The 21,331-nt window shown below is 69.9% G+C and carries 17 protein-coding genes and 6 pseudogenes; 14 read left to right on the top strand and 9 right to left on the bottom strand.

From position 1 onward, the window contains the following. Nucleotides 1-215: 215 nt before the first annotated feature. The 5 genes and pseudogenes from OG299_RS01245 (at nt 216) to OG299_RS01225 (ending at nt 4,554) form a co-directional block, all read left to right on the top strand. Nucleotides 216-1,349 carry an LCP family protein gene (locus OG299_RS01245; protein WP_327360084.1) on the top strand — a complete coding sequence of 378 codons (1,134 nt, stop codon included), beginning with the start codon at nt 216-218 and terminating at the stop codon, nt 1,347-1,349. A 66-nt stretch (nt 1,350-1,415) separates the two neighbouring features. Continuing rightward, nucleotides 1,416-1,958 (top strand): annotated as a pseudogene (locus OG299_RS01240) (FAD-dependent oxidoreductase); the annotation flags it as partial. Between the two features lie 307 nt (nt 1,959-2,265). Then, the gene (locus tag OG299_RS01235) at nt 2,266-2,754 is read left to right on the top strand and encodes a flavin reductase family protein (protein WP_327360083.1); all 489 of its coding nucleotides are present in this window, start codon (nt 2,266-2,268) and stop codon (nt 2,752-2,754) included. A 76-nt stretch (nt 2,755-2,830) separates the two neighbouring features. Next, complete coding sequence (locus OG299_RS01230; protein ID WP_327360082.1) at nt 2,831-3,796, top strand: LLM class F420-dependent oxidoreductase; 966 nt, start codon at nt 2,831-2,833, stop codon at nt 3,794-3,796. 71 nt (nt 3,797-3,867) lie between these two features. Beyond that, entirely contained in the window at nt 3,868-4,554 is a 687-nt protein-coding gene (locus OG299_RS01225; protein WP_327360081.1) for an HAD family hydrolase, read from the top strand. 773 nt (nt 4,555-5,327) lie between these two features. On the opposite strand, the gene OG299_RS01220 is transcribed toward OG299_RS01225, so the two are convergent. The 3 genes from OG299_RS01220 to OG299_RS01210 all read right to left on the bottom strand — a co-directional run bounded on the left by OG299_RS01220 (nt 5,328) and on the right by OG299_RS01210 (nt 7,750). After that, nucleotides 5,328-6,155 (bottom strand): YhjD/YihY/BrkB family envelope integrity protein, encoded by an 828-nt coding sequence (locus tag OG299_RS01220; RefSeq protein ID WP_442817469.1) that lies wholly within the window; start codon nt 6,153-6,155, stop codon nt 5,328-5,330. Between the two features lie 184 nt (nt 6,156-6,339). Beyond that, entirely contained in the window at nt 6,340-7,461 is a 1,122-nt protein-coding gene (locus tag OG299_RS01215) for a glutamate--cysteine ligase (protein WP_327360080.1), read from the bottom strand. Between the two features lie 115 nt (nt 7,462-7,576). Then, entirely contained in the window at nt 7,577-7,750 is a 174-nt protein-coding gene (locus tag OG299_RS01210; protein WP_327360079.1) for a CsbD family protein, read from the bottom strand. Between the two features lie 275 nt (nt 7,751-8,025). On the opposite strand from OG299_RS01210, the gene OG299_RS01205 reads away from it, so the two are divergent. Together OG299_RS01205 and OG299_RS01200 are read left to right on the top strand one after the other, a co-directional pair. Then, nucleotides 8,026-8,454 (top strand): CBS domain-containing protein, encoded by a 429-nt coding sequence (locus tag OG299_RS01205; RefSeq protein ID WP_327360078.1) that lies wholly within the window; start codon nt 8,026-8,028, stop codon nt 8,452-8,454. 502 nt (nt 8,455-8,956) lie between these two features. Next, on the top strand, nt 8,957-9,367 hold the full coding sequence (locus OG299_RS01200; RefSeq protein WP_327360077.1) for a DUF5133 domain-containing protein: 411 nt from the start codon (nt 8,957-8,959) through the stop codon (nt 9,365-9,367). 36 nt (nt 9,368-9,403) lie between these two features. Here OG299_RS01200 and OG299_RS01195 read toward each other — a convergent pair whose 3' ends face one another. From OG299_RS01195 to OG299_RS01170, 6 genes and pseudogenes are all read right to left on the bottom strand, one after another. Beyond that, nucleotides 9,404-9,979, bottom strand: coding sequence for a hypothetical protein (locus OG299_RS01195; RefSeq protein WP_327360076.1), 576 nt, complete (start codon nt 9,977-9,979; stop codon nt 9,404-9,406). Between the two features lie 237 nt (nt 9,980-10,216). Further along, nucleotides 10,217-11,463: pseudogene (locus OG299_RS01190) on the bottom strand (cytochrome P450). Between the two features lie 335 nt (nt 11,464-11,798). Then, the gene (locus tag OG299_RS01185) at nt 11,799-12,167 is read right to left on the bottom strand and encodes a PRC-barrel domain-containing protein (RefSeq protein ID WP_327360075.1); all 369 of its coding nucleotides are present in this window, start codon (nt 12,165-12,167) and stop codon (nt 11,799-11,801) included. 289 nt (nt 12,168-12,456) lie between these two features. Continuing rightward, entirely contained in the window at nt 12,457-12,642 is a 186-nt protein-coding gene (locus OG299_RS01180) for a hydrophobic protein (RefSeq protein ID WP_327360074.1), read from the bottom strand. A gap of 268 nt (nt 12,643-12,910) precedes the next feature. Then, complete coding sequence (locus OG299_RS01175; protein WP_327360073.1) at nt 12,911-15,145, bottom strand: catalase; 2,235 nt, start codon at nt 15,143-15,145, stop codon at nt 12,911-12,913. Between the two features lie 196 nt (nt 15,146-15,341). Continuing rightward, nucleotides 15,342-15,965: a flavodoxin family protein gene (locus OG299_RS01170; protein ID WP_327360072.1), complete on the bottom strand. Its 624-nt coding sequence runs from the start codon at nt 15,963-15,965 to the stop codon at nt 15,342-15,344. 240 nt (nt 15,966-16,205) lie between these two features. On the opposite strand from OG299_RS01170, the pseudogene OG299_RS01165 reads away from it, so the two are divergent. From OG299_RS01165 to OG299_RS01135, 7 genes and pseudogenes are all read left to right on the top strand, one after another. Then, a pseudogene (locus OG299_RS01165) lies at nt 16,206-16,853 on the top strand (CorA family divalent cation transporter); the annotation flags it as partial. Nucleotides 16,854-16,950: 97 nt separating this feature from the next. Further along, a pseudogene (locus tag OG299_RS01160) lies at nt 16,951-17,016 on the top strand (CorA family divalent cation transporter); the annotation flags it as partial. Nucleotides 17,017-17,184: 168 nt separating this feature from the next. Further along, nucleotides 17,185-18,231 carry a YihY/virulence factor BrkB family protein gene (locus OG299_RS01155; protein ID WP_327364426.1) on the top strand — a complete coding sequence of 349 codons (1,047 nt, stop codon included), beginning with the start codon at nt 17,185-17,187 and terminating at the stop codon, nt 18,229-18,231. A gap of 169 nt (nt 18,232-18,400) precedes the next feature. Continuing rightward, complete coding sequence (locus OG299_RS01150) at nt 18,401-18,814, top strand: phage holin family protein (protein ID WP_327360071.1); 414 nt, start codon at nt 18,401-18,403, stop codon at nt 18,812-18,814. Beyond that, entirely contained in the window at nt 18,811-19,173 is a 363-nt protein-coding gene (locus tag OG299_RS01145) for a DUF3618 domain-containing protein (protein ID WP_327360070.1), read from the top strand. Before OG299_RS01150 ends, OG299_RS01145 begins: the two co-directional genes overlap by 4 nt. A 248-nt stretch (nt 19,174-19,421) precedes the next feature. Further along, nucleotides 19,422-20,581: pseudogene (locus OG299_RS01140) on the top strand (carboxylate-amine ligase). A 96-nt stretch (nt 20,582-20,677) separates the two neighbouring features. Further along, nucleotides 20,678-21,202 (top strand): annotated as a pseudogene (locus OG299_RS01135) (hypothetical protein); the annotation flags it as partial. Nucleotides 21,203-21,331 lie beyond the last annotated feature (129 nt).

Below are 21,331 nucleotides of genomic sequence, written 5' to 3'. Positions count from 1 at the left end.
GGCCCGGCGGAGCCAGCCGAGCCCGTGCGCCGCCGTTCATCACCCGCATGACGTACTGGTGGCCTCGCTCCCCGAGCGCCTGCCGTGATCCGGATGGATGATCGACGCAGGCCGCAGCCGGTACCCGGCGGCGGCCGTCGGCGCAGTAAAGGGGTGACGCAGCCGTGTCGGACAGGGCGGGCAGACGGGGCGCTGACGGCCCGGCAGGGGAGGACGTGGCAAAGCCTCCTGCCCTGGGGCGGAGGCGTCGGCTGCTGCGCTGGATCGGTCTCGGCATGGCGCTGCTGTTGCTGGTCGGGGTCGGGGTGGGTTGGTGGATCTACCGCAAGCTCGACGGCAACATCACAGCCGACGTTCCCGCGGCCTCCGAGCTGGGACGGCACGAGGCGGAGCGCCCGGCACCGGTCGTGCGCACGGCGCTGAACATCCTGCTCATCGGATCGGACTCGCGCGCGGGCCAGGGGAACGGCAGGTACGGACAGCGTCGGGAAACGGGGCGTTCGGACACCGCGATCCTGCTGCACGTGGCGGCGGACCGGAAGAGTGCGACGGCCGTCTCACTCCCCAGGGATCTGATGGTCGAGATCCCCTCCTGCCTGACGACTGACGGAAGCCGCACCGAGGCACAGTTCGCGCAGTTCAACTGGGCCTTCCAGTTCGGGGGCGCGGCCTGCTCGATCCGTACCGTCGAGAAGATGACCGGGATCCGGATCGACCACCACGTGGTGGTGGACTTCCAGGGCTTCAAGAAGGTGGTCGACGCGGTCGGCGGGGTGGAGGTTTGCCTCGACGAGCCGGTGAACGATGCCAAGGCGAAGCTTCGGCTGCAGGCCGGACGCCAGACCCTCAATGGTGAGCAGGCGCTCGGGTACGTGCGGGCCCGCTACAGCCTGGGCAATGGCAGCGATACCGAACGGATGACCCGCCAGCAGCAGTTCCTCGCCGCACTCGTGAAGAAGGTGCAGAGCAACAGGGTGCTGTTCAACCCCGCCCGCCTGTACGCGGTACTGGACGCGGCCACGTCCGCCGTGACGACCGACCCGCAGCTCGCTTCCCTGCGCAGCCTGTACGAACTGGTCTTCACCATGCGAGACATTCCCGTGGCCGGGGTGCAGTTCCTGACCGTGCCCCGGCAGCCCTACCGCGCCGACCCGAACCGGGACGAACTGATCGACGTGGATGCTGCCCGGCTGTTCCAGCGGCTGCGCACGGACGAGCCGGTGGACGTGGTCCAAGCCGAGGCGGACCACGGCCGGCCGGTCGCAAAGCCGACCGGGGCCCCCACATCGGACCCCACACCGGCCCCCGCTTTCACGGGCACCACGGCGGCTGCGCCGCCCTGCCGGTGAGCGGCGCCGGGCAGAGGCCGACGTGACCAGCGCGCAGGCTTGGCAAGCGCCTCGTAGGCTGGCCGGATGCGTCACCACGATCTTGTCGTCATCGGTGCGGGATCCGGCAACGCCGTCGTCGACGACTCGTTCGGCGATCTGGACGTGGCCGTCGTCGAGGAGCGCTGGTTCGGCGGAACCTGCCTGAACGCCGGATGCATCCCGAGCAAGATGCTCGCCTACACCGCGCACGTCGCCCGGACCGCCCGAGAAGCCGGGGCGTACGACGTGGACGCCGAGCTGCGAGCGGTGCGCTGGCGCGCGGCGCGCGACCGGATCTTCGCCCGGCTGGACGCCGAACGGGACGAGGGTCGTACGGGCCGTGAGCAGCAGGATTCGGTCACCGTGTACGACGGCAGGGCACGCTTCACCGGACCGAGGACCCTCCGCATCGACCGGGAGCACGGGGCCGTCGACGTCAGCGCCGCGCAGGTCGTCGTCGCGGCGGGCGGTCGGCCCCTGGTCCCCGGGCCCGTCACGGACGCGGGCCTGCCGTACGAGACGTCCGACACCGTCATGCGCATCGACGCGCCGCCCCGGCACCTGGCGATTCTCGGCGGCGGCTACATCGCCGCGGAACTGCCTCATGGGCCCGCAGGCCCCACCCTCATCCAGCCCCTCGTCTTGGCGGCGACCCTCGGCATCGACGCCACGACCCTCGCCAGGTCCCCGTACTGGATCCACCCGCGCTCACGGAGGTCGTGGAGAACGCCCTCCTCGACCTCGGTCTGTGAGCCCCGCCAACGAGAGACGTCAGGGCCGGCCGGGCTCGGTCCGGCCGGCCCGGCCGGGGTCGAGCAGCGCCGATGGGTCACCGATCACCGCCCCGGGCAGCCGCCTGAGGGCCACTGGAGCATTCGGAAAACTAGGAGGCGCCGTGACGGAGCTGGACCCCTTCACCGACGGGCTCGACGGCCCGATGTACGTGGTCACGGCCGCGTCCGGCGGCGAGCGGGCCGGCTGCCTGGTGGGTTTCGCCTCGCAGTGCTCCATCGACCCGCCGAGGTTCGCCGTCTGGCTGTCGGACGCCAACCACACCTACCGCGTCGCGTGTGAGGCCGAGTACCTCACCGTGCACCTGCTCCACCGGGACGGGCGGGCGCTGGCCGAACTCTTCGGAGGGGAGACGGGCGACCGGGTGGACAAGTTCGCGCGGGTCGCCTGGCGGCCGGGAGAAGCAGGCACTCCGGTCCTGGAGCAGGTGCCCGTCTGGTTCACCGGCCGGATCGAAGGGAGGATCGAGGGCGGTGACCACGTGGGCTTTCTCCTGGCTCCCGTGGCAGTGTGCCCGCCGACCGAAGGCTCGCCGCCCCCACTGCTCCGGTACCGGGAGCTGCGCGACCTGGATCCCGGCCACCCCGCCTGAGGCCAAGAGCCGCGGCTCTCCTCGCTCGCGCGGGCCGGGCGCGTTTCAACGGGCCCGAAGCGGTAAGGCGCCGGTCATGGTGCGAATCGGGTACACGATGATGACCGAGCAGGCCGGGCCCCTGGAGCTGGTCGGCCACGTGGTGGGAGCGGAGCGGGCAGGATTCGACTTCTCCGTCATCTCGGACCATTCCTTTCCCTGGCTGGAGGCCCAAGGGCACGCACCCTACGCATGGAGCGTCCTGGGCGCCGCCGCGCAGGCCACCTCCCGGATCCCGCTCATGACGTACGTGACCTGCCCTACGTTCCGCTACCACCCTGCCGTGATCGCTCAGAAGGCGGCCACGATGCAACTCCTGTCCCAGGGGCGCTTCCGGCTGGGGCTGGGCTCAGGAGAGAACCTCAACGAGCACATCGTCGGCGCGGGCTGGCCCGCCGCCCATGTCCGCCTGGACATGCTCGAGGAAGCCGTGGGGATCATCCGCTCCTTGTTCACCGGCGGGTACGTCAGCCACCATGGCACCCACTTCGACGTCGAGAACGCCAGACTCTGGGACCGCCCCGACGATCCACCCCCGATCGGGATCGCCGTCTCCGGAGACCGTTCCTGCGAGATCGCGGGCCGTTACGGCGATCTGCTCATCGCCACCGAGCCGAAGCAGGAGCTGCTGACCGCATTCGGCGCGTACGGGGGCTCCGGCAAGCCGTGTGTGGCCCAGCTCCCGGTCTCCTACGACCCCGACCGCGACGCGGCGGTGGCCCGAGCGCACGACCAATTCCGCTGGGCGCTCGGCGGCTGGAAGGTCAACGCGGAACTCCCCGGCCCCGCCGGCTTCGCACAGGCCTCGCAGCACACCAGGCCCGAGGACGTCGCGGATTCCATACCCTGCGGCGGCGAAGTGGACGCCTTCGTCGATGCAGTACGCCCCTACGTCGACGCAGGATTCACCGAGATCGCCCTGATCCAGATCGGCGGCGACCAGCAGGAGTCCTTCCTGGACTGGTCCGAGACGGAGCTGCTGCCGGCTCTGGGGGAGCTGTGACAACGGCCCCCTCCGTGAACGAGGCCGGGTTCGGGCACGAGCTCGGTTGCTGAGCCTTGCGGGAGGCGGACATGAACCGCGCTGCGTTGTTCGATGTCGACGGCACCCTCGCCGATACCAATCACCTGCACGTGGTCTGCTGGTGGGAGGCCTTGCGGCAGGCGGGCCACGACGTTGCGATGCACGACATCCACCGCTCGATCGGACTGCCCGGTGAGGACCTCCTCGGGTATCTGCTGGGCGAGGACCGGGATACGAGCAAGGACGACACGCTCAGCGCCGCGCACAGCACCCTCTACGGCACGTACTTCGACCGGCTGCCCCCGTTGGACGCGGCAGCGGATCTCCTGCGCGAGCTGGACCGACGGGGTTGGCGGGTCGTGCTCGTGACCTCCGCAAAGGACGCCGAGCTCGACGCACTCAGACGGGCCGTCGACGCAGACGACGCCATCACCGCGGCGGCGAGCTCCGACGACGTGAGCGAGGGCAAGCCCGCACCGGATCCGGTGCATCACGCCCTCGGCCTCGCCGACGCAGCCGCGCACGGCGCCGTACTCGTCGGCGACACCGTCTGGGACATGCAGGCAGGTTCCCGGGCCGGCGTCGCGTGCGTGGGCCTGCTCTGCGGCGGTATCCCGCGGCGTGACCTCGAAGAGGCTGGAGCTCGAGCCGTCTACCAGCACCCCGCCGACCTGCTCGCGCACATCGACAACAGTCCGTTCGCGGACGGGCACAGATCACCGAACCACACCGCTTGAGCGATGACCTGACGGGTAGGCGCAGAGCGTACGAGAACGACCCGCACCGCGAGGTGAGCCAGATGAAACGATCGACCGAGCCGGAACCCGAGGGCCCCGGGCCCACTCCGGATGGACCGGATCCGGTTCCCCGCGACCCGCACCCCGCCGACCCCGGAGACGAGCCGCCCCCGGCCGACCCCCCTGAGCAGCCTTCCACCACAGAACGGCCAACGCCGCCGGAACCTCCCGACTGAGCCCGTATGCGGTCCTGACCGAGGAGATGAAACCGGGGCGCATCACCCGCCGTGCGGTGCCCACCGACCTACGGCGGCTGGATCACCCCCCACAGCCATGTGGCCTTCCACGGCGGGCTTTGGCGCCATCCGCACCACCGGTCCCCGGCGCCGCCCGATTCCCGGCCCCGACGGCTCGCCCGACTGTGACGCACCCGGCTTGCCCGACACCGGTGCGATCACGGTGATCAAGGAGGACCGGGACACGGGCAATCCGCTGGCCGGTGCCGTCTTCCAGCTGTGGGAGGAGACCAACGGCATCCCGGGTCTCCAGACCGGCGGCGCCGACCCGGACAACGAGATCGACGACCCCTGCACCATCGGGGCCAACGGTGTGTGGCGGCATGGTTCGGGAGCGGCCGCGACCTGGGCGCCCTCCCTGACGGGCCGTGCCCACGATGTCGGCGGAGGTGTTGCCGGTGCGGCCACAGGGCCAGTCCGACGGTGGGGGCGCTGCGCCGTCCTGCCCTCCGTCCCGGGGTTACGGCCGAGGGTTCCTCAGCGGCCACCGTCCGCGGGGTTTGCCCGGCGCAGCAGCTCGTCGTGGAGCAATCGGCCGGTGAGCGCGCCGCCGAACACGACGACGCCGATGCCGACGAGCCACGACTGGATGACGAGGACGGTTCCGAAGGGCCCGTACGTGACGGCGCTGGAGGCGATCGGCGGTGAGAAGACGAGCCGGGAGAAGATCCGGAGCCCGAGCAGCCCGATCATGGTGGCTGCCGCCCCTGGGAACAGGGCGGTCCAAGGGATCCGGCCGGCGAGCAGCAGTCGCTGGGACCACCAGAAGAACAGCATGCCGATCCCGAACGTCACGTAGCCGCGGGCCGGGGAGTCGCGCCACGGCGGGGAGAACGCCGACAGGTAGAGGACGCCGATGAGTACGGCGAGCCACAGCACGTGCGGCCATCGGGCCGACCAGCGGGCCGGAGGCAGGTCCCAGATCTGTTCGTAGCCGTTCTGCAGCAGCGTGCCGAACGACAGGCCGAACACGGCGAGCAGGGCCAGGCCGAACGCCGTCGTGGTCCGCCACGCTTGTCCGGGCAGGGCGAAGAGCCGCTCGATCTCCACCCGGGCGGCCGCCGACAATCCGAGTCCGTCCCCGAGCCATTGGGCGAACCCCCGCCCGCCCGCGGCGTCCGCCGCGGTGATGACGATCAGCAGCGGTACCAGCGTCAGGAACCCGAGCGCGGCGAACCCCAGGGCGCGGTGCCACAGGTCCACTTCCCGCACGCGCCCCCAGCGGCGCCCGGCCCGGGCACGGCGGATCGCGCTGCCTATCCGCCCGAAGGGCGACATCCGTCCGGGCCGCGAAGACGCGGCCATCGCGACAGGGCCCCCGCGGGCGCCGACGCCCCGGTCGGCACTGCAGGGTTCTCGTTGTGGGGCATGGCGATCCGGATGCGGGGTCCGGGAGTGACGTGCCGAGCATGGCCGCTCCGGCTGCTGCTGTTCCCACGGTAGGACGCCCCGGGCGGGGCTCCACCGTTTGGGGCGATCTGGTCCGGGCTCAGGAGAGGGAATCGGTCGTGATGCGCGCGCAGTGGGTGACCACGGCGGCGAGGCCGCCCTGTGTGCGCAACAACTCGCGCTGGATGCGAGCCCCGTTGCCCCGCTCCAGCAGACCGGCGATCCCTTCTCGAACCCGTTCGTCGTCGCCGTGCTCGACCAGGGCCTCCTGGACATGGGCGTGCAGCGCCCGCACGGCTTCCGCTGCCGGTGTCTCCTTCATGGTTTCGGGGTGGAGAAGGGGTCCGTCCAGACCTGACCGGCCGGCCCGCCATGCCGCCAACCTGAGGAGGTTCGTGCCGAGGCGGGCGGGCGGCTCCCCGTCGTCCCAGGCCCGGGCAGCGGTCTCGACGAGGGCGCGGACCACGGCGGCGAGGAGCACGGGCGTCGATGCTTCGAGGCATACGTCCGCCACTCTGATCTCCACGGTGGGGTAGGAGGCCGACAGCCGGGCGTCGAAGTAGATCATTCCCTCGTCGTGCAGCACCCCGGTGTCGATCATGGCGCGGACCTGCTCGTGGTAGCGGTCGGCGGACCCGAAGACATCCGTGGGGCCTGCCGAAGGCAGGCGGTTCCACACCCGGCTGCGGTAACTCGCGTAGTCGCTGTCCTCTCCCTGCCAGAAAGGGGAGTTCGCGCTCATCGCGGTCAGCACGGGCAGCCAGGGCCGGATCCTGTCCAGTACCGCGACGCCTTCCTCGTCCGACTCGACCGATACGTGGACGTGGCAGCCGCAGGTCAGCTGTTCCTGCGCGGTCAGGCCGAGCTGCCGCCCCAGCCACTGGTACCGCTTCCCCGTATTCAACGAGGGCCGGGCGGGCAGGGGCGAGGTGGCGATGGCCGCCACGAGCGCGCTGGCGGATGCGGCGTGCCGGCGTGCCTCGTCGCGGCAACGGGTGATCTCATCCTGGAGTTCACCCATGTCTGTCACCGGCTTGGTGGCGAACTCCACCTGCTCCTTTTGCAGTTCTTTCTCGAAGGGGTGCCCCGGCGCGCCGCCACCCCGTGGCTGCTGCCCGACTGACCGGTCTGCGGCCGCCAGTACGGCACCGGACACGGCCAGGGGCTCACCGCTGCGGGCGTCCACCAGCAACAGCTCTTCTTCCACACCCACGCTTCGCATCCGCCGCAGTCCATCGCTTCCACGTTCAGGTATCGGTCTGGGCGCGCCTGCTGTCCATGCCGGGGCCCGCGCCCGTCGTGAGCCCGGACGGGAACACGACGGACACCTCGGCGGGTCAGCCCTTGAAGACGTCCTTGATCTTCTCCTTGGCCTGGCGGGCGTTGCCCTTCGCCTTCTCGGCGCGGCCCTCAGCGGTCAGGCTTTCGTTGCCCACCGCACGGCCGGCCGTCTCCTTGAGCCTGCCCTTGGCCTGCTCGGCCTTGCCCCGGCTCTTCTCCTTCTTCGACACAGCTGATCACTTCCTGGGGAGATGGGGGACAAACCGTACGTGCTGCTTCTGACCGCGATTCCGGTTGCCAAACCAACGGGACGTCCAGGCCGAGGGGAGATGGACGGTGAGTCGTCGTCCGGACACGCAGGGCCCCGGCTAGGGTGCGCAGCCGCCTGGCCACCGGATACGTCCGGGCCCGGCCGGAGGACCTGTGGGCTCCGGGGTCCCGCGCTTACCTCGCACGAGGGCGGGTAGGCGCCCGCCGAAGACCCGTTCCAGCAGCGGGAGGACCGATGACCCGACGAGTGCACGAGGTGATGACCGACCATCCGGTGACGGTCGAGCCCCTGACCTCACTGGCGGAGGCCGCGCGGGTGATGCGGGACGCCGGCATCGGGGGCGTCTTGGTGGTGGACCAGGGCCGACTCCGCGGCATCCTCACGGACCGGGACCTCGTCGTCCGCGCGGTGGCGGAGGGTCGGGATCCCGCCGAAACGACCGTGCGGGCCATATGCAGCACCGATCCGCTCACGGTCAGGCCCGACGACCCCGTCGACCGGGCCGTGGACCTGATGCGTCGGCACGCGCTGCGGCGTCTCCCGGTGGAGACCGAGAACGGGGAACTCGTCGGCATCGTCACCCTGGGCGATCTGGAGGTCGAACGCGACCCGGGGTCGCCGCTCGCCTCCATCGCGGCGGCGGAAGGCAGCGCCGAGCGATAGGCATGGGCTGCCTGCCCGCGGAACGGGTCATGACGGTTCCTCGGTGACCTGTGCCGCGGTGTCCCAGCCGGTCTCCGTGTGAACCCACCGGTCGACACGCACGACGCCGTGATGCGATCGGCAGCCGGCCGGGATTGCTTCGCCACGGCCTGCGCCAGCCCCCTTCCCGTACGCACATGCCCGCGGAGGCGGGGCGTGGTCGGTCCGGTCAACGCGCCCGTCACGGCGCGCTCTTCCGTCGTTCGGCGTGCATGACCTGCCCGCCCGTGCCGCACCGGGCACATGCCGGTACGAAGGGGCGGCGCGCCATGCTTACGATCAGTGGAACCGTGGGAATACCTTCCATGCGTGCGTCTGCGCGTTCTCCTGCCTTGGATTGAAGGGGTTTCGTATGCCTCCAGTGGGAAGTCAGCCCCCGCCCCCGCCCCCGCCCGCCGTAGTCGATTCCTCCGGCGGACCTCGTTTCGGTGCTCCGGCGATCGCACGGGCGGTAGGGATGCTGGTGGCCGCGACGCCGTGCACGGCCCGTGACGCGCGGCGGATCCTCGAGGTCGCCGCCGACCTCGCCGACACCACTCCCGATGCACTGGCCGCCGCCATGGTGGCCGGGACCCGCGGCACACCCGTTCCCGTGCACATCGAGCGGGCGTTGCACCGTGCGATGGATGCGGGGCGTAGCCCCGCACCGAGTGTGGGGCGGGGGAGCGTTCTCACTCCGGCCAGGGCCAGGACCGAGGAGGTCCTGACGCGGTTGCGCGGCTGCCAGGCCCGCCTCGCTGCCGCGCCCGAAGACCCGGTGGCCCTGCGGGCCATGGACGACGCCGGCTACACCCTGTGCGTCCTCATGGGCAGAGCCACTGTGCACGAGGCCGTCCTGGCAGCGGAGGCGCGCCTGTTCTCGTCGACCCCGTAGCGGCGGCCGGTGCGGCTCACCCCGCGTGCACGAGCCCTATCGGTGCCCGGCCGCCGGACGGAGGGGTCCACCGGGCGCACGCGCCGGGGCCGTCACCTCGAGTTCCGCCGCGAAGACCTCGGCCGCGCGGCGTCGGCGCAGGTCGTCCAAGGTGCGGACCTGTGCGTCCGCGCGGGCGAGGAGGCGGTCGAGGTCGGGGGCGTCGAGGCGGTCGTCGGCCGCGGTGAGTTCGCGTAGTGCCCGCCAGCACGCGGCCTTGCCCTCGACGCCCAAGAGCATCATCTCGAGTTCGACGACATCGCTGAGCGGGGAGCGGCGCACGAGGCTCCCGTTCGGCTTGAGCCGCCCCGCTGTCTCGCCGATCCTCCCCACGACCTCGCGTGCGCGTCGTACCGGGACGTCGAGGTCGCGCATGACGCGGCGCAGGCTCTGCTGGTCCTCATCGATCTGCTCCGCCAGCTTCGCAAGCTCCGGGCCTCCGTCCGTGCGGTGGTGCCGCTTGGCGAGTCGCCGGGCGAGGCGTACACCGGCACCCGAGCCGGTGAGGTGATCGTTCAGGTACACGGTGAGGAAGGACGGCCCCGGCGCTGCCGGGAACTTGATGTCGCGCATGGTGAAACCTCCGATCGGGGACATCCAGTGACTGCCAGGCGGGTGAAGCCGGTGTCCTCGGCCGGGCAGGCTTGGTCCAGCAGCCGGCGCGGGGTGGGTGAATTCCTCGCAGGACAGGAAGTAGCCGAACGATGTCATGGATCTCGTGCCTCGGTGGGGACGGGGCGGCGGACCCCCGGTCGGCGCGTGCCCTTGGCGCGGCGGGACAAACATCGCAGCGGTCCGGACCTGCGCTGCCTACGGACGCAGGATCAGCTCGAAGCCGCTGCGGGGCAGGGTCGGAATGCGCGACAGGGGGATCGCCAGGTCCTGCTCGGGGACGTCGAAGTCGAGGCGGCGCGTCGCGATGACCGCGAGGGCGGTCACGGTGATGTCCTCCCCGGGGCACCGGTGGCCGTGGGCGGGGGTCGCCGCCACCCTGGGCGACCAGGAGGTCGAGCGGGCTGTGCGGTCCGGTGAAGCGGTGCGGGTCGAACCGGTACGGGTTGGTCCACAGGGCGGGATCGTGGTTCTGGCCGTAGAGGTCGAGCAGGACCAGGGTGCCCTTCGCGATGTCCTCGCCCCGCCAGGTCAGGTCGCGGGCCGCGAGGCCTCCCACGAAGGGGGCGAACGGGTAGAAGCGCCGCACCTCGTGGGCGAACGCGACGGCGTAGCCGCCGTCGGTGCCGGAGCGCAGCAGTTCGCAGTGGTGGGGCCAGCGGTGCAGGGCGTGGGCGGCGAAGGTGGCGAGCCAGGCGATCGCGATCGTGGGCCGCATGACGTTCAGCAGTTCGACGGCGGCGATCCGAGGGTCGAGGAGATCGCCGTCGGCGTCACGGTGCCGGGCCACGGCGCCGAGTGCGGATCCCTCGGTTACCGCGTCGGCCCGCGTTGCGCGGACGTCGGTGACCAGTTTCGCGAGGGCCTGCTCCTGCCGGGCCCGGGCCCGGTGGGCGCGGACGTGGCGAGGCCCGGGGGACGCGAAGCCGTCCACCATGGCCGTGCAGTCACGGGACAGGTCCGCGACCGCTGTGTCGGCTAGGGGGAGGCCCGCCCAGTCGCACACGGCCAGGGCGAGGGACTCGGCGGCAGTGTCGAAGAGGACTTGGCGCTCCCACGGCCGACCGGTCACGGCCGCCAGGAAACGCCACTGGACGAGCGCGCCCAGTGCTGCCACACCGTCCGCGTCCTTGAGGAGCGAGAGGAACATGGCCTTGCGGACCCGGTGTGCCCGGCCGTCGAGGGTATGGACGGCGCCGTGCCCGAACAGGGTGTCCAGTACGGGGCCCGGCAGGGCAGCGGCCCCGTACGACATGGTCCTCGTCGTAGAAGAAGGCGACCGCTTCCGGACCGCGCAGCGCGATCTTCGGCCGGCCCAGCAGGTGGGTTCTGACCGTCCCGTCTGCGGCGACCCGCATCCGGTCGGGAAGCCACGCGTAGCCCTGCGTCATCAGGGCGAGCGTACTGTCGTGCCAGGGGGCTACGGAATGTCCCAAAAGGGTCATGTCCTGCGTCTGCCCGATGGGGCGTGCCGCACACAACGATCACAGGGCCGTCGATCGGATGGGTCGGTCGTTTGCCGGTGGCCTGCGGGGTGGGCGATGCGAGGGGAAGACGTCATCAGGTAGGGCAAGCTCTGGCTCAAAGCGCAGACGATCGGCACCGGCCAGGCCCCGGTCAGAAGTCAGGTGGAGGCGAGGCATCCGTCGTTGATGTCGCTCCGGTAGTGGATCTGACGGTGCGCGTCGATGAGGGGCGCAGATTTGCGGCGGTGGCCGCCATGACGCCGGTCCCGGCACCCAGGAGGTGTCGGGACCGGCGTCATGGTGCGGGAATGCGCTCAGGCGGGGCGGCCGCCGAAGGGGGCGCCGGTGCCGTAGTACGTGCCCAGCTCCTCCCGGTACCTGGTGTCGCCGAGGTGCTTGTCCCGGTGGAACTCGGGGGCGTTCTTGATTTGTTCCTTGGTCTGGTTGACGAAGATCTTCCGCTCCTCCGGGTCGATCCTGACTACGGTGCTAGCCGGCAGCAGGACCTCCTTGCCGAAGATCCATACGCCGGTGTCCACGACCAGGTAGGCGTCACCGACCTCGTCGGAGTGCTTGTCGACCTTGCCGATGCTCCCGTCGGTCGCCTCGACCTTGTATCCGGTCAGGTCCGTACCGGCCAGGTGGCCCGCGGTCGGCTGGTAACTCCACACATGTTCAGTCACGCGAGAACAACTCCTCGGTCAATGGAAGATGGCGGGGAAATGCATCTCCGTAGGTCCTCTTTGTTCTGTACGTGATGCACGGCGGGTCCTCTGTTCCGCCTAACCTCACCGGCCCCGCTTCTTCTGCTTCACGCTCCCTGAGGGCTTTCTGAATTCACCTGATGCCCGCCTTCGGTAGCCAGGGGAAACCGAGCCGGTACACGACGGCATGGCGGTGGCCTGCCGCCCCCTTCCCAAGGGGGCGGCAGGCCACCGCCATGAAGTCTTGAGCTGCGCGTTTGTCGAGCGGCTACCAGCGATACCAGCGGCCGCTACCGGCCTTCGGGCGGGCGACAAATCCGATCAGCCACAGGACCAGGACTGCGATAGCCACCCACCAGAGAATCTTCACGGCGAAACCCGCGCCGAACAGGACCAGTACCAGCAGGAGAACGAGAAGCAGGGGAACCATAGTTATCAACCTCCGAAGTGCCATCTGCCCGACCGTGCCGAGGATATGTGTTCACTTCTTATTTGTTTCTTATCCCGGGGGCTGGGCAAGAGAGCCGGCCCACTTTTCCAAAAATTTCGTGATGGTACTTCAGGCGCCTCGGCGGGGCTGACGTCCCCTGACCGGGACCGTGGACTTCGGGCTCGGCGACGCTGTCCGGCTCCTGCGCGAGGCGGGCCACGAGGAGCAGGTCGCACGGGTTGAGCACGACATCGTGCGCCGGAACGCCACCCCGGGTCGGTTTCTGCACGGATCAGAGGGCGGCTGGGAACCGGTCCCAGGCTCGGTGCTCGGCCAGGGCCCTCACGAGTGCGTCCACGACCGTGGTACCGCTGTCGGCGGCGGCAATGCCCGGTTCGCCTGCCGTGATGCCGGCGGATTCGAGGAGCCGCTCGGCGCCGTTCCAGCCGCCGATGGCCTTGCCGTGTCGGTACGCCTCGGTGATGAGCAGCAGTACGCGCGGGTCGGGGGCTTCGGGGGGCCGGGCAGTACCGGCCTTGACGTCGCGCGCACCGTATGCGTCCGCGCCGGCCTGGGGCACTCCGGCCAGCAGGACGGCATCGAACTCGACAGAACGGGCGGTGGCGAAGGTCCGCTGAACGGCGATCGGGTCACCCTTGGAGTCGAGGGTGCCGCCGGTCGGGGCGACGATGAGGGGCACCATGCCGGCGTCCAGGATGGCCCGCCGGGCGGTCCGTACGCCGTCCAGGTCGGCCGTGGCGTCGGCGACGATGCCGATTACGCGCCCGTCCGTGGGCCAGGTACCGCCCATTTGGGAGAGCGCGGGGCTGGGGTCGGCTGCGACGAGTGGCACGGTGGCCGCGGGAATTGGCAGCCCGAGGCCGTTGGCGACCTGTTCGCACAGCTGCGGATCGATGTTCGCCAGCACCTTCAGGGTGCGTTCCTTGATGGCCTGCTCGTAGCACTTGTTCAGTTCGAAGCTGTAGGCGGCGATGATGTGTTCGCGCTCGGGCGGGGTCATGCTGAGCCAGAAGAGGCGTGGTTGGGCAAAGTGGTCCGAGAACGAGGCCGGTGCCTCACGGACCTTGCTCGACTTGGGGACCTTCACGGGCGTTTCGATGAAGGCGGCCGCAGCGGGTCCGGCCAGGAAGGGGCAGCCTCCGTCGAGGCTGTTGGGCCGGTAGGGGGCGATGCCGGTGTGGACGGCGCTCTGGTGCATGCCGTCGCGGAGCATGTCGTTGACGGGGGCGTGCGGCCGGTTGATGGGGATCTGGCCGAAGTTCGGGCCGCCGAGTCGGCTGATCTGTGTGTCGAGGTAGGAGAAGAGCCGTCCGGCGAGCAGTGGGTCGTCGGTGACGTCGATGCCGGGAACCAGGTGGCCGGGGTGGAAGGCGACCTGTTCGGTCTCGGCGAAAAAGTTCTTGGTGTTGGCGTTCAGGGTCATCAGCCCGATGGGCTGAACGGGTGAGAGCTCCTCCGGCACGATCTTGGTGGGGTCGAGGAGGTCGATGCCCTCGAAGGCCTGCTCCGGTGTGTCGGGGAAGACCTGGATGCCGAGTTCCCACTGGGGGAAGGCGCCAGACTCGATGGCGTCGAAGAGGTCGCGGCGGTGGAAGTCGGGGTCCATCCCGCTGATCATCTGTGCTTCCTCCCAGACCAGGGAGTGCACGCCCAGCTTCGGCTTCCAGTGGAACTTGACCAGCACGCTCTCGTCGGCGGCGTTGACCAGCCGGAAGGTGTGGACTCCGAAGCCCTCCATCATCCTGAACGACCTCGGGATGCCGCGGTCGGACATGTTCCAGATGGTGTGGTGGGTGGCTTCGGTGTGCAGGGACACGAAGTCCCAGAACGTGTCGTGCGCGCTCTGCGCCTGCGGGATCTCCCGGTCCGGATGGGGCTTGCCGGCGTGGATGACGTCGGGGAACTTGACCGCGTCCTGGATGAAGAACACCGGGATGTTGTTCCCGACCAGGTCGAAGGTGCCCTCGTCGGTGTAGAACTTCGTCGCGAAGCCACGCGTGTCGCGCACGGTGTCGGCCGAACCGCGCGAGCCGAGGACGGTGGAGAACCGCACGAACACGGGCGTCTCCACGTCCTTGGCGAGGAACGCGGCCTTGGACACCTCGCCGGCGGTTCCGTAGCCCTGGAAGACGCCGTGAGCGGCGGCACCACGCGCGTGGACGACCCGCTCGGGGATCCGCTCGTGGTCGAAGTGAGTGATCTTCTCGCGCAGGTGATGGTCCTGGAGCAGCACAGGGCCGCGTGCTCCGGCCTTCAAGGAGTGATCGGTGTCGGGCAGACGTGTTCCTTGGGCCGTCGTCAGGTAGGCGCCGCTCTGCCCCAGGCGTGCCTGGTCCGCCCCCGTCGCCTGCCCGGTGGGACCGACCGTCTCGGGGCCGTCCTGGTCGGGCTTCGGGGGAAGCGGCCCCGTGGGCTCCGTCGGTTCGATCAGAGGCGGAGACTCCTGGCCGGGCTTACCCGGCAGCTCGTTCTTGGCGGTGTCGGTGGATGAATGCTGCTTCTGCATGATCGTTCTCCTTGGGGCCGCCGAGGTGGGGGATGGCTGAGACGGTGCCTCGATGAGGGCCGTTGACCTCTCTCCTGCCCGGTGCGAACGGCGGATGAGGGCAGCGGGTGGCTGGGTCGGGAACGCGGGATGGTTCCTGGGGTGACATTCACTTCTCCGGTCCGGGATTCGCTGTGCGCAGGGGCGAAGCCGCGGGTCAGCTCGCCGGGTACGGCGCGGCCTTGAGGCGGCGGGCGAGGTGGGCGGTGTTCGCGGCGAGCGTGGCCGTTGTGCCGGCAGTCTTCTCGGGGGTCTTGTCGAGGTCCTGGTATTCGGTGCCCTGCATGGCCTCGCCGACCCAGTAGGTGACGGCGTTCGGGGCGAGGGAGAATCCGACGTCGTTGAGGCCCTGGAAGAGGTCGGAGCTGACCTTGTGTGCGCCGTCCTCGTTGCCGACGACACAGACTGAGGCGACCTTGCCGCAGGTGAGCATGCGGCCCTCGTCGTCGGTCTCGGAGATCTCCGCGTCCAGCCGCTCCAGGACCCGCTGGGCGACGCTGGACGGGTGCCCGAGCCAGATCGGCGTCGACAGGATCAGGATGTCGCAGCCCAGCATGGTGTCCCGGATCTCCGGCCAGGCGTCCCCGTCGCCCATGTCGGTCTTCACGCCGGGCTTCACGTCGTGGTCGGCGATCCGGATGGTCTTCCCGGTGACACCGTGCTCGGCGAGGGCGGCCATGGTCTGTTCGGCCAGCAGCTGGGAACTCGACGGAGCGGGGGAGGGGGACAGAGTGCAGACCAGTGCGACAGCGCGGAGCGGAGTGTGATCGTTGGAGTCCATGGTGTCCGGCTACCCGCACACCCCTCTTTGATGTCGCAAGCGATGCGATTCATCCCCTTTGGCCGCCGAGGAGGTGCGAGGCGATTCAGGTGCGCGCACGATCGGGGGAGAGCAGAACGGCCAGTCGCAGCTCCACCCAGGGGAAGTCCGCCAACGCCCTGCGCTTTTGCTTCTTGACGTAGTTCCGCCAGGGCCTGACGGGAGGAGCCGGTGCCGACCCGCTGGCCCTTGAACCAGTGCATGGCGAAGTCCAGCGGTCAGGGTTGCGTCTTCCTTGCCCTGGCCTCGGCGCCTCCCGGATCGGGATCGCGCCTACCCGGAGCCGGTCGGGCTGGTGGTCGGGGACCCGGACGCGGCTGGCGCCTGCACCGCAGATTCGGACAGTGGCCCCCTGACAGTGTCATCCGGTCCGCGCACCCGTCTGTAGCCGTTACGCGGGCGACCGTCGCCCGGGGAGCAGACGCAGCCGAGGGCGAGCTCGTGCAGCTGGCCGGCCAACTGGGCCTGCACCGCCTGGCAGTCGAGGCGGTGCAGGCGCACCAGCGGCCGAAGCGGGAGCGCTTCGGCGACGTACTGGCCGTCGCACTGAAAACCCTCTGGTACGTAGAGGAGGAAACGGCCTTGGAGACGGGAGAGTTGATGCTCTTCGTCGGCCCCGGCTACGTGCTCACCGTCCGGCACGACGCGCTGGATCAGGCAGCCGACGCAGCCCGCCGGCTGGATGCCGACCCGTCGATGCTGCGCTTCGGCCCTCTGTCGGTTTTGCACACTGTCCTGGACGTCATCGTCGATACCTACGGCGAGGCCGCCGAGACGGTGCGTGCCGCGCTCAACCGGCTGGAGGACCAGGTGTTTTCGTTCTCTCGCGTCGACCACATCGAGGACATCTACTCCCCGAACCGAGAGGTACGCGAGTTCCGGGACACCACAGAACCACGACATGCGGCGCATCTCCGCCTAGGCCGCGATCTTCGCGGTCCCCACCATGGTCGCCGGTGTGTACGGAATGAACTTCGAGCACATGCCGGAGCTCGGCTGGAGCTTCGGCTACCCACTTGCCGTCGGCCTCATGGCGATGGCGTCAGGCAGCCTGTGTCGCGCCTTCCGCCGCAACGCCTGGCTCTTGAAGGCCGGATCCGGGAGCTTCGTCCGGCGCGAGGGAATGTGTTTGGGATTGCCGTACGGGCATGAGTGGCGCTGGGATGGAAAGCCGCTGGGTATGACACCCCTACCGGACCGAGGCCATGGCAGCGGCCGTGAGCGTGCCGACACCGAGCGTGATGCCGTCGCGGGTCCGAGCGAGCTGGTCGAGGAGCGGGCCCCGGATCAGCCCTCGGACCTGCCCGCACGCTCCTGGAAAGCAGTGCTGCGCGGCACGGCGAAGGAGTTCCGGAACGACGAGCTGGCAGACCGTGCCGCGGCGCTGACCTACTACGGGGTACTTGCGCTCTTCCCCGCCCTGCTGGTCCTCGTGTCCCTGCTGGGTTTGGCCGGGGAGTCGACGACCGCGCGGCTGTTGGACAACCTGCAGCAGCTGACGCCCGGCTCCGCCCAGGACGTGATCAGAGACGCGGTCGAGCAGCTGCAGGGCCGTGGCGGCGTCGGGTCGCTGATGGCGGTCGTAGGCCTCGTCGTGGCGCTGTGGTCTGCCTCGGGCTACGTGGCCGCGTTCATCCGCTCCGCGAACGCCGTCTACGACGTGCCCGAGGGCCGCCCGGTGTGGAAGGTGCTGCCGCTGCGCCTGGCGCTCACCGTCACGCTGATGGTCCTCGCCTGCGCAGGCGCGCTGATCGTGGTCTTCACCGGCAGCCTGGCGCGGCGGGCGGGCACCGCCCTGGGGATCGGTGACAGCGTCCTGACGGTGTGGTCGATCGCGAAATGGCCCGTGCTGGTGCTCCTCGTCACCATCATGATCGCGCTCTTGTACTGGGCGGCCCCGAACGCAACGGGCCGCGGATTCAGGTGGGTGACACCGGGCAGCTTCCTGGCCCTGGCGATCTGGATGGTCGCCTCGGCCGGCTTCGCGTTCTACGTCGCGGACTTCGCCTCGTACAACAAGACGTACGGCACGGTCGCGGGCGTGATCGTCTTCCTGGTCTGGCTGTGGATCACCAACCTTGCGACTCTCCTCGGGCTCGAGTTCGACGCGGAACTGGCCCGCCAGCGGGCGATCGCCGGAGGGCTGCCCGAAGACGAGGAACCCTATGTCCGGCCCCGGGAAACCCGCGCCTGGAGCGGCCAGGACCGCCGCCGCATGGAGAAGTGATCGCGTATGGACGCTCGGCCGGCAGGTGCGAACGGCTGGAAGATCCCGGCCGTTCTGCTCCTGCGCCGCTGCGTGCGCAGAAGCACCTGCTCGTGGCGTGGGTGCTCGTTCATTTACCGGGTAGGCGCGCCACGACAACAGCGTGCGCGTCTTAAAGGGGAGACTCCGCATGAGCACGATAGAGAGGCAGACGCACAGCACCGATGAGTCCGTGAGCGTGCTGGTCTCGCGGGCCTCCCGGCAAATTTCGGAACTGGTCCGTGAGGAAATGCAGCTGGCCCGGGCCGAAGTGACTCGTAAGGGGAAACGCTTCGGGAGGGGCGGCGGCCTCTTCGGCGCGGCGGGCCTGATCGGAATCCTGGCAGCCCAGGCCCTGGTAGCAGCCTGCATCGCAGCCCTTGCGTTGATACTCCCGGTGTGGGCGTCGGCCCTGATCCTCGCGGCGGTGCTCGCGGTGGTTGCCGCAGTGACCGCAATGGCAGGGAAGAAGCAGATCGCCGAGGCCGGCGCCCCCGTCCCGGAGCAGACCATCGACAGCGTCAAGGCCGACCTGGCCGAGATCAAGGAGAAAGCGCACCGATGACCAACGAACCCGGAACCAATATCGGCACACCCACACCCGACGAGCTGCGCGAGCAAGTCGAGCACACCCGCGACGAGCTCGGGCATACGATCGAGGCACTGGCCGCCAAGGCCGACATCAAGGCACAGGCGAAGGAGAAGACGGCCGCCGTCAAGGAACAGGCCGCCGAGAAGACCGCCCTGGTGGCCGACCAGATCCAGCATGCCGCGCAGCTGGTGAAGGACACGACACCCGATCCGATCCTCCACAAGGCCGGCCAGGTCGCGACGGTGGCACGTGCCAACCGCAAGCCGCTGCTCGTAGCCGGCGTTGCTCTGCTCATCCTCCTGATGGTGCGGCGCAGCCGCCGAAGCCGATGAAAGCGTCAAAGGTCGCCTACAAACCGGTCGGGCTGGCCCTCGGCGCCGTCAGCGGCATGGCCCCTTCCCGCGCGTAGACCGGCGGGGGGCCGCTTCGCAGGTCGTAACGGTGACAGGGGCGATGGACGCCCGAGGAGGCGGCTCCCGCAGCGAGCAGCGACTGGAGGCCGAGCAGCGGGGTAGGCGTGAGGTGCCGCGGGACAGCCGGCTCCGGCTCACTCCGGCCCGTTCGACGAAGGGCTCCTAACATGTCTTCCGCAGTGATCGCCCCGGTTTGCGGCGTAGATCGTGCACGAACGACTCTGCCGCAGGGCAGACGCAGTCTGACGGTCGGGGTTGAGGAGGAGTTCCTGCTCGTGGACCGGCGAACGGGACTGCCTGTGGCCCGCGGTCCACGCGTGGTGAAGGTCGCGACCGCGGTCCTGGGCGAGCAGGTTCAGGCGGAGTTCTTCGGCGCGCAGGTTGAGGTATGCACCCGCCCCACGGCGGATCTGGCGGAGCTGAGGTCCGAACTGGCTTTGCTGCGCAAGGTGATGGGGGAGGTGGCAGCCAGCGCGGGATGCCTTCTGGTGGCCATCGGAACTCCTGTGATCCCGCCGGGGAGCCTGCTGACCGTTACGCCGGGAGAGCGTTATGGGCGGATGGCTGCGCGGTGGCCCTCCCTCGTCGGTTCGTACGACGGGATGGTGTGCGGCTGCCACATCCACGTTGGGGTGACCGGACGCGGTCAAGCCCTCGAGCTGGCCAACCACATGCGCCCCTGGCTACCGACACTTCAGGCCCTCGCTGCCAACTCGCCCTTCTCCCTCGGGCGGAACATGGGGTGGGCAAGCCGGCGGTCCGTGGAGCACGCGCGCTGGCCCGGGGTGCCGCGCCCCTTCTCGATGAAGTCGGGTACGAGCGCGTCGCAGACCACCTGGTGAAGACCGGCGTCCTCCTGGACCGCCGGATGATCTACTGGTACGCGCGCCCCTCCGAGCACGTACCGATGCTGGAGATCCGGGTCTGCGACGTGAACGCCGACCTCGACGTGGTGCAGCTGCTCACAGCCTTGGTGCGGGGGCTGGCCACCACACTGCTGCTCGACATCGGGGACGGGCGGCCACCGCCCGACGTGCCCGCCCAGGGCCTGCACACCGCCCACCGGCTGGCCGCCCGCTACGGGTCGGCCGGTGAAGGCCTGGATTCGCTGCGCGGAGAGTACGTGCCGGCCCTGACGCTGGCAGAGCGGCTCCCTTCCCGAACCGCGCCCGGGCTGGCCGCCGTGGGAGACCTCGGGCTTGCGGAGGAGCTCCTCCACCGGGTGCGGAGCTCCGGGGGCGGGTCTGCCCGTCAGCGCGCTGCGTATCTGCGGCGGGGGCGCCTGGGTGACGTTGTGGGCGATCTGGTCCGCGCCGCCGCCGGCTGACGCGACTCGCACCTCGATCCGGACCGGAGGAGATCTTTCGTGGGCCTGGTCTGCATGGGGTCCATGGTTCCGCTGCCCCTGCCGTACTCCTGCTCCGTACGCAGTGGCACGGCGGTCGGGGTCAGGACGGCGGTCGGGGAGAACGTCAGCGCGCGACGGGCCGTACTGGCCGACACGTCAGCACCGCCCCTGTACCGGGACCTCATCGGCGAGGAACATCTTCCGTCCCGCCTCCTGCGGGACCTCGACCGCTTCCAGTGGGACTTCGCGACGTTCAAGGTCGACTGGGCGCTGACCGGTCCGGTGCCGTGGACGGCGCCGCAGGCCGCCGGGGCGGGGACGGTCCCCGTGGCCGACGGCGTCGACGGCCTGACCCGGTTCGCCTCGCAGATCGCCATGGGACAGGTCCCCGATGAACCGTTCGCCCTGCACCAGCAGGCGATCTTCCGCCCCACCCCCGGCACCGGCCGGCCCGAGACCCCCGTCAGGGGTCTCTACCTCGCCTCCGCGGCCGCTCACCCCGGTGGCGGCGTCCACGGAGCCCCGGGCGCGAATGCTGCCCGGGCCGCCCTGCGACCTCACGGACTCCACAGCCTCCTCCACCGCGCCCAACGGATCTGAACCGTCCCGCCCGGGCCGCTTCCACACCGGGCCCGCGGCACATCCGTCGTACATGTCGTTTCTGCGGATGCGAGCTTGGACGTGCTCGGCGGCCGCCGTGCGGGGAAGCAAGGGACGGGAGCCCGGCAC

The sequence above is a fragment of the Streptomyces sp. NBC_01296 genome (assembly GCF_035984415.1).
In the GTDB taxonomy this organism is placed as follows: Bacteria; Actinomycetota; Actinomycetes; order Streptomycetales; family Streptomycetaceae; genus Streptomyces.
Note: the sequence above shows the minus strand (reverse complement) of the source record. Positions and strands in the feature narration are given on the sequence as shown.

Excerpts from the sequence above, each read along its gene's own strand:
- OG299_RS01230 (WP_327360082.1), top strand. The coding sequence starts at position 2,831 with ATGGTGCGAATCGGGTACACGATGATGACCGAGCAGGCCGGGCCCCTG.
- OG299_RS01220 (WP_442817469.1), bottom strand. The coding sequence starts at position 6,155 with ATGGCCGCGTCTTCGCGGCCCGGACGGATGTCGCCCTTCGGGCGGATA.
- OG299_RS01180 (WP_327360074.1), bottom strand. The coding sequence starts at position 12,642 with ATGGCACTTCGGAGGTTGATAACTATGGTTCCCCTGCTTCTCGTTCTC.
- OG299_RS01195 (WP_327360076.1), bottom strand. The coding sequence starts at position 9,979 with ATGCGCGACATCAAGTTCCCGGCAGCGCCGGGGCCGTCCTTCCTCACC.
- OG299_RS01145 (WP_327360070.1), top strand. The coding sequence starts at position 18,811 with ATGACCAACGAACCCGGAACCAATATCGGCACACCCACACCCGACGAG.
- OG299_RS01175 (WP_327360073.1), bottom strand. The coding sequence starts at position 15,145 with ATGCAGAAGCAGCATTCATCCACCGACACCGCCAAGAACGAGCTGCCG.
- OG299_RS01170 (WP_327360072.1), bottom strand. The coding sequence starts at position 15,965 with ATGGACTCCAACGATCACACTCCGCTCCGCGCTGTCGCACTGGTCTGC.
- OG299_RS01205 (WP_327360078.1), top strand. The coding sequence starts at position 8,026 with ATGACCCGACGAGTGCACGAGGTGATGACCGACCATCCGGTGACGGTC.
- OG299_RS01215 (WP_327360080.1), bottom strand. The coding sequence starts at position 7,461 with ATGCGAAGCGTGGGTGTGGAAGAAGAGCTGTTGCTGGTGGACGCCCGC.
- OG299_RS01155 (WP_327364426.1), top strand. The coding sequence starts at position 17,185 with ATGACACCCCTACCGGACCGAGGCCATGGCAGCGGCCGTGAGCGTGCC.
- OG299_RS01150 (WP_327360071.1), top strand. The coding sequence starts at position 18,401 with ATGAGCACGATAGAGAGGCAGACGCACAGCACCGATGAGTCCGTGAGC.
- OG299_RS01225 (WP_327360081.1), top strand. The coding sequence starts at position 3,868 with ATGAACCGCGCTGCGTTGTTCGATGTCGACGGCACCCTCGCCGATACC.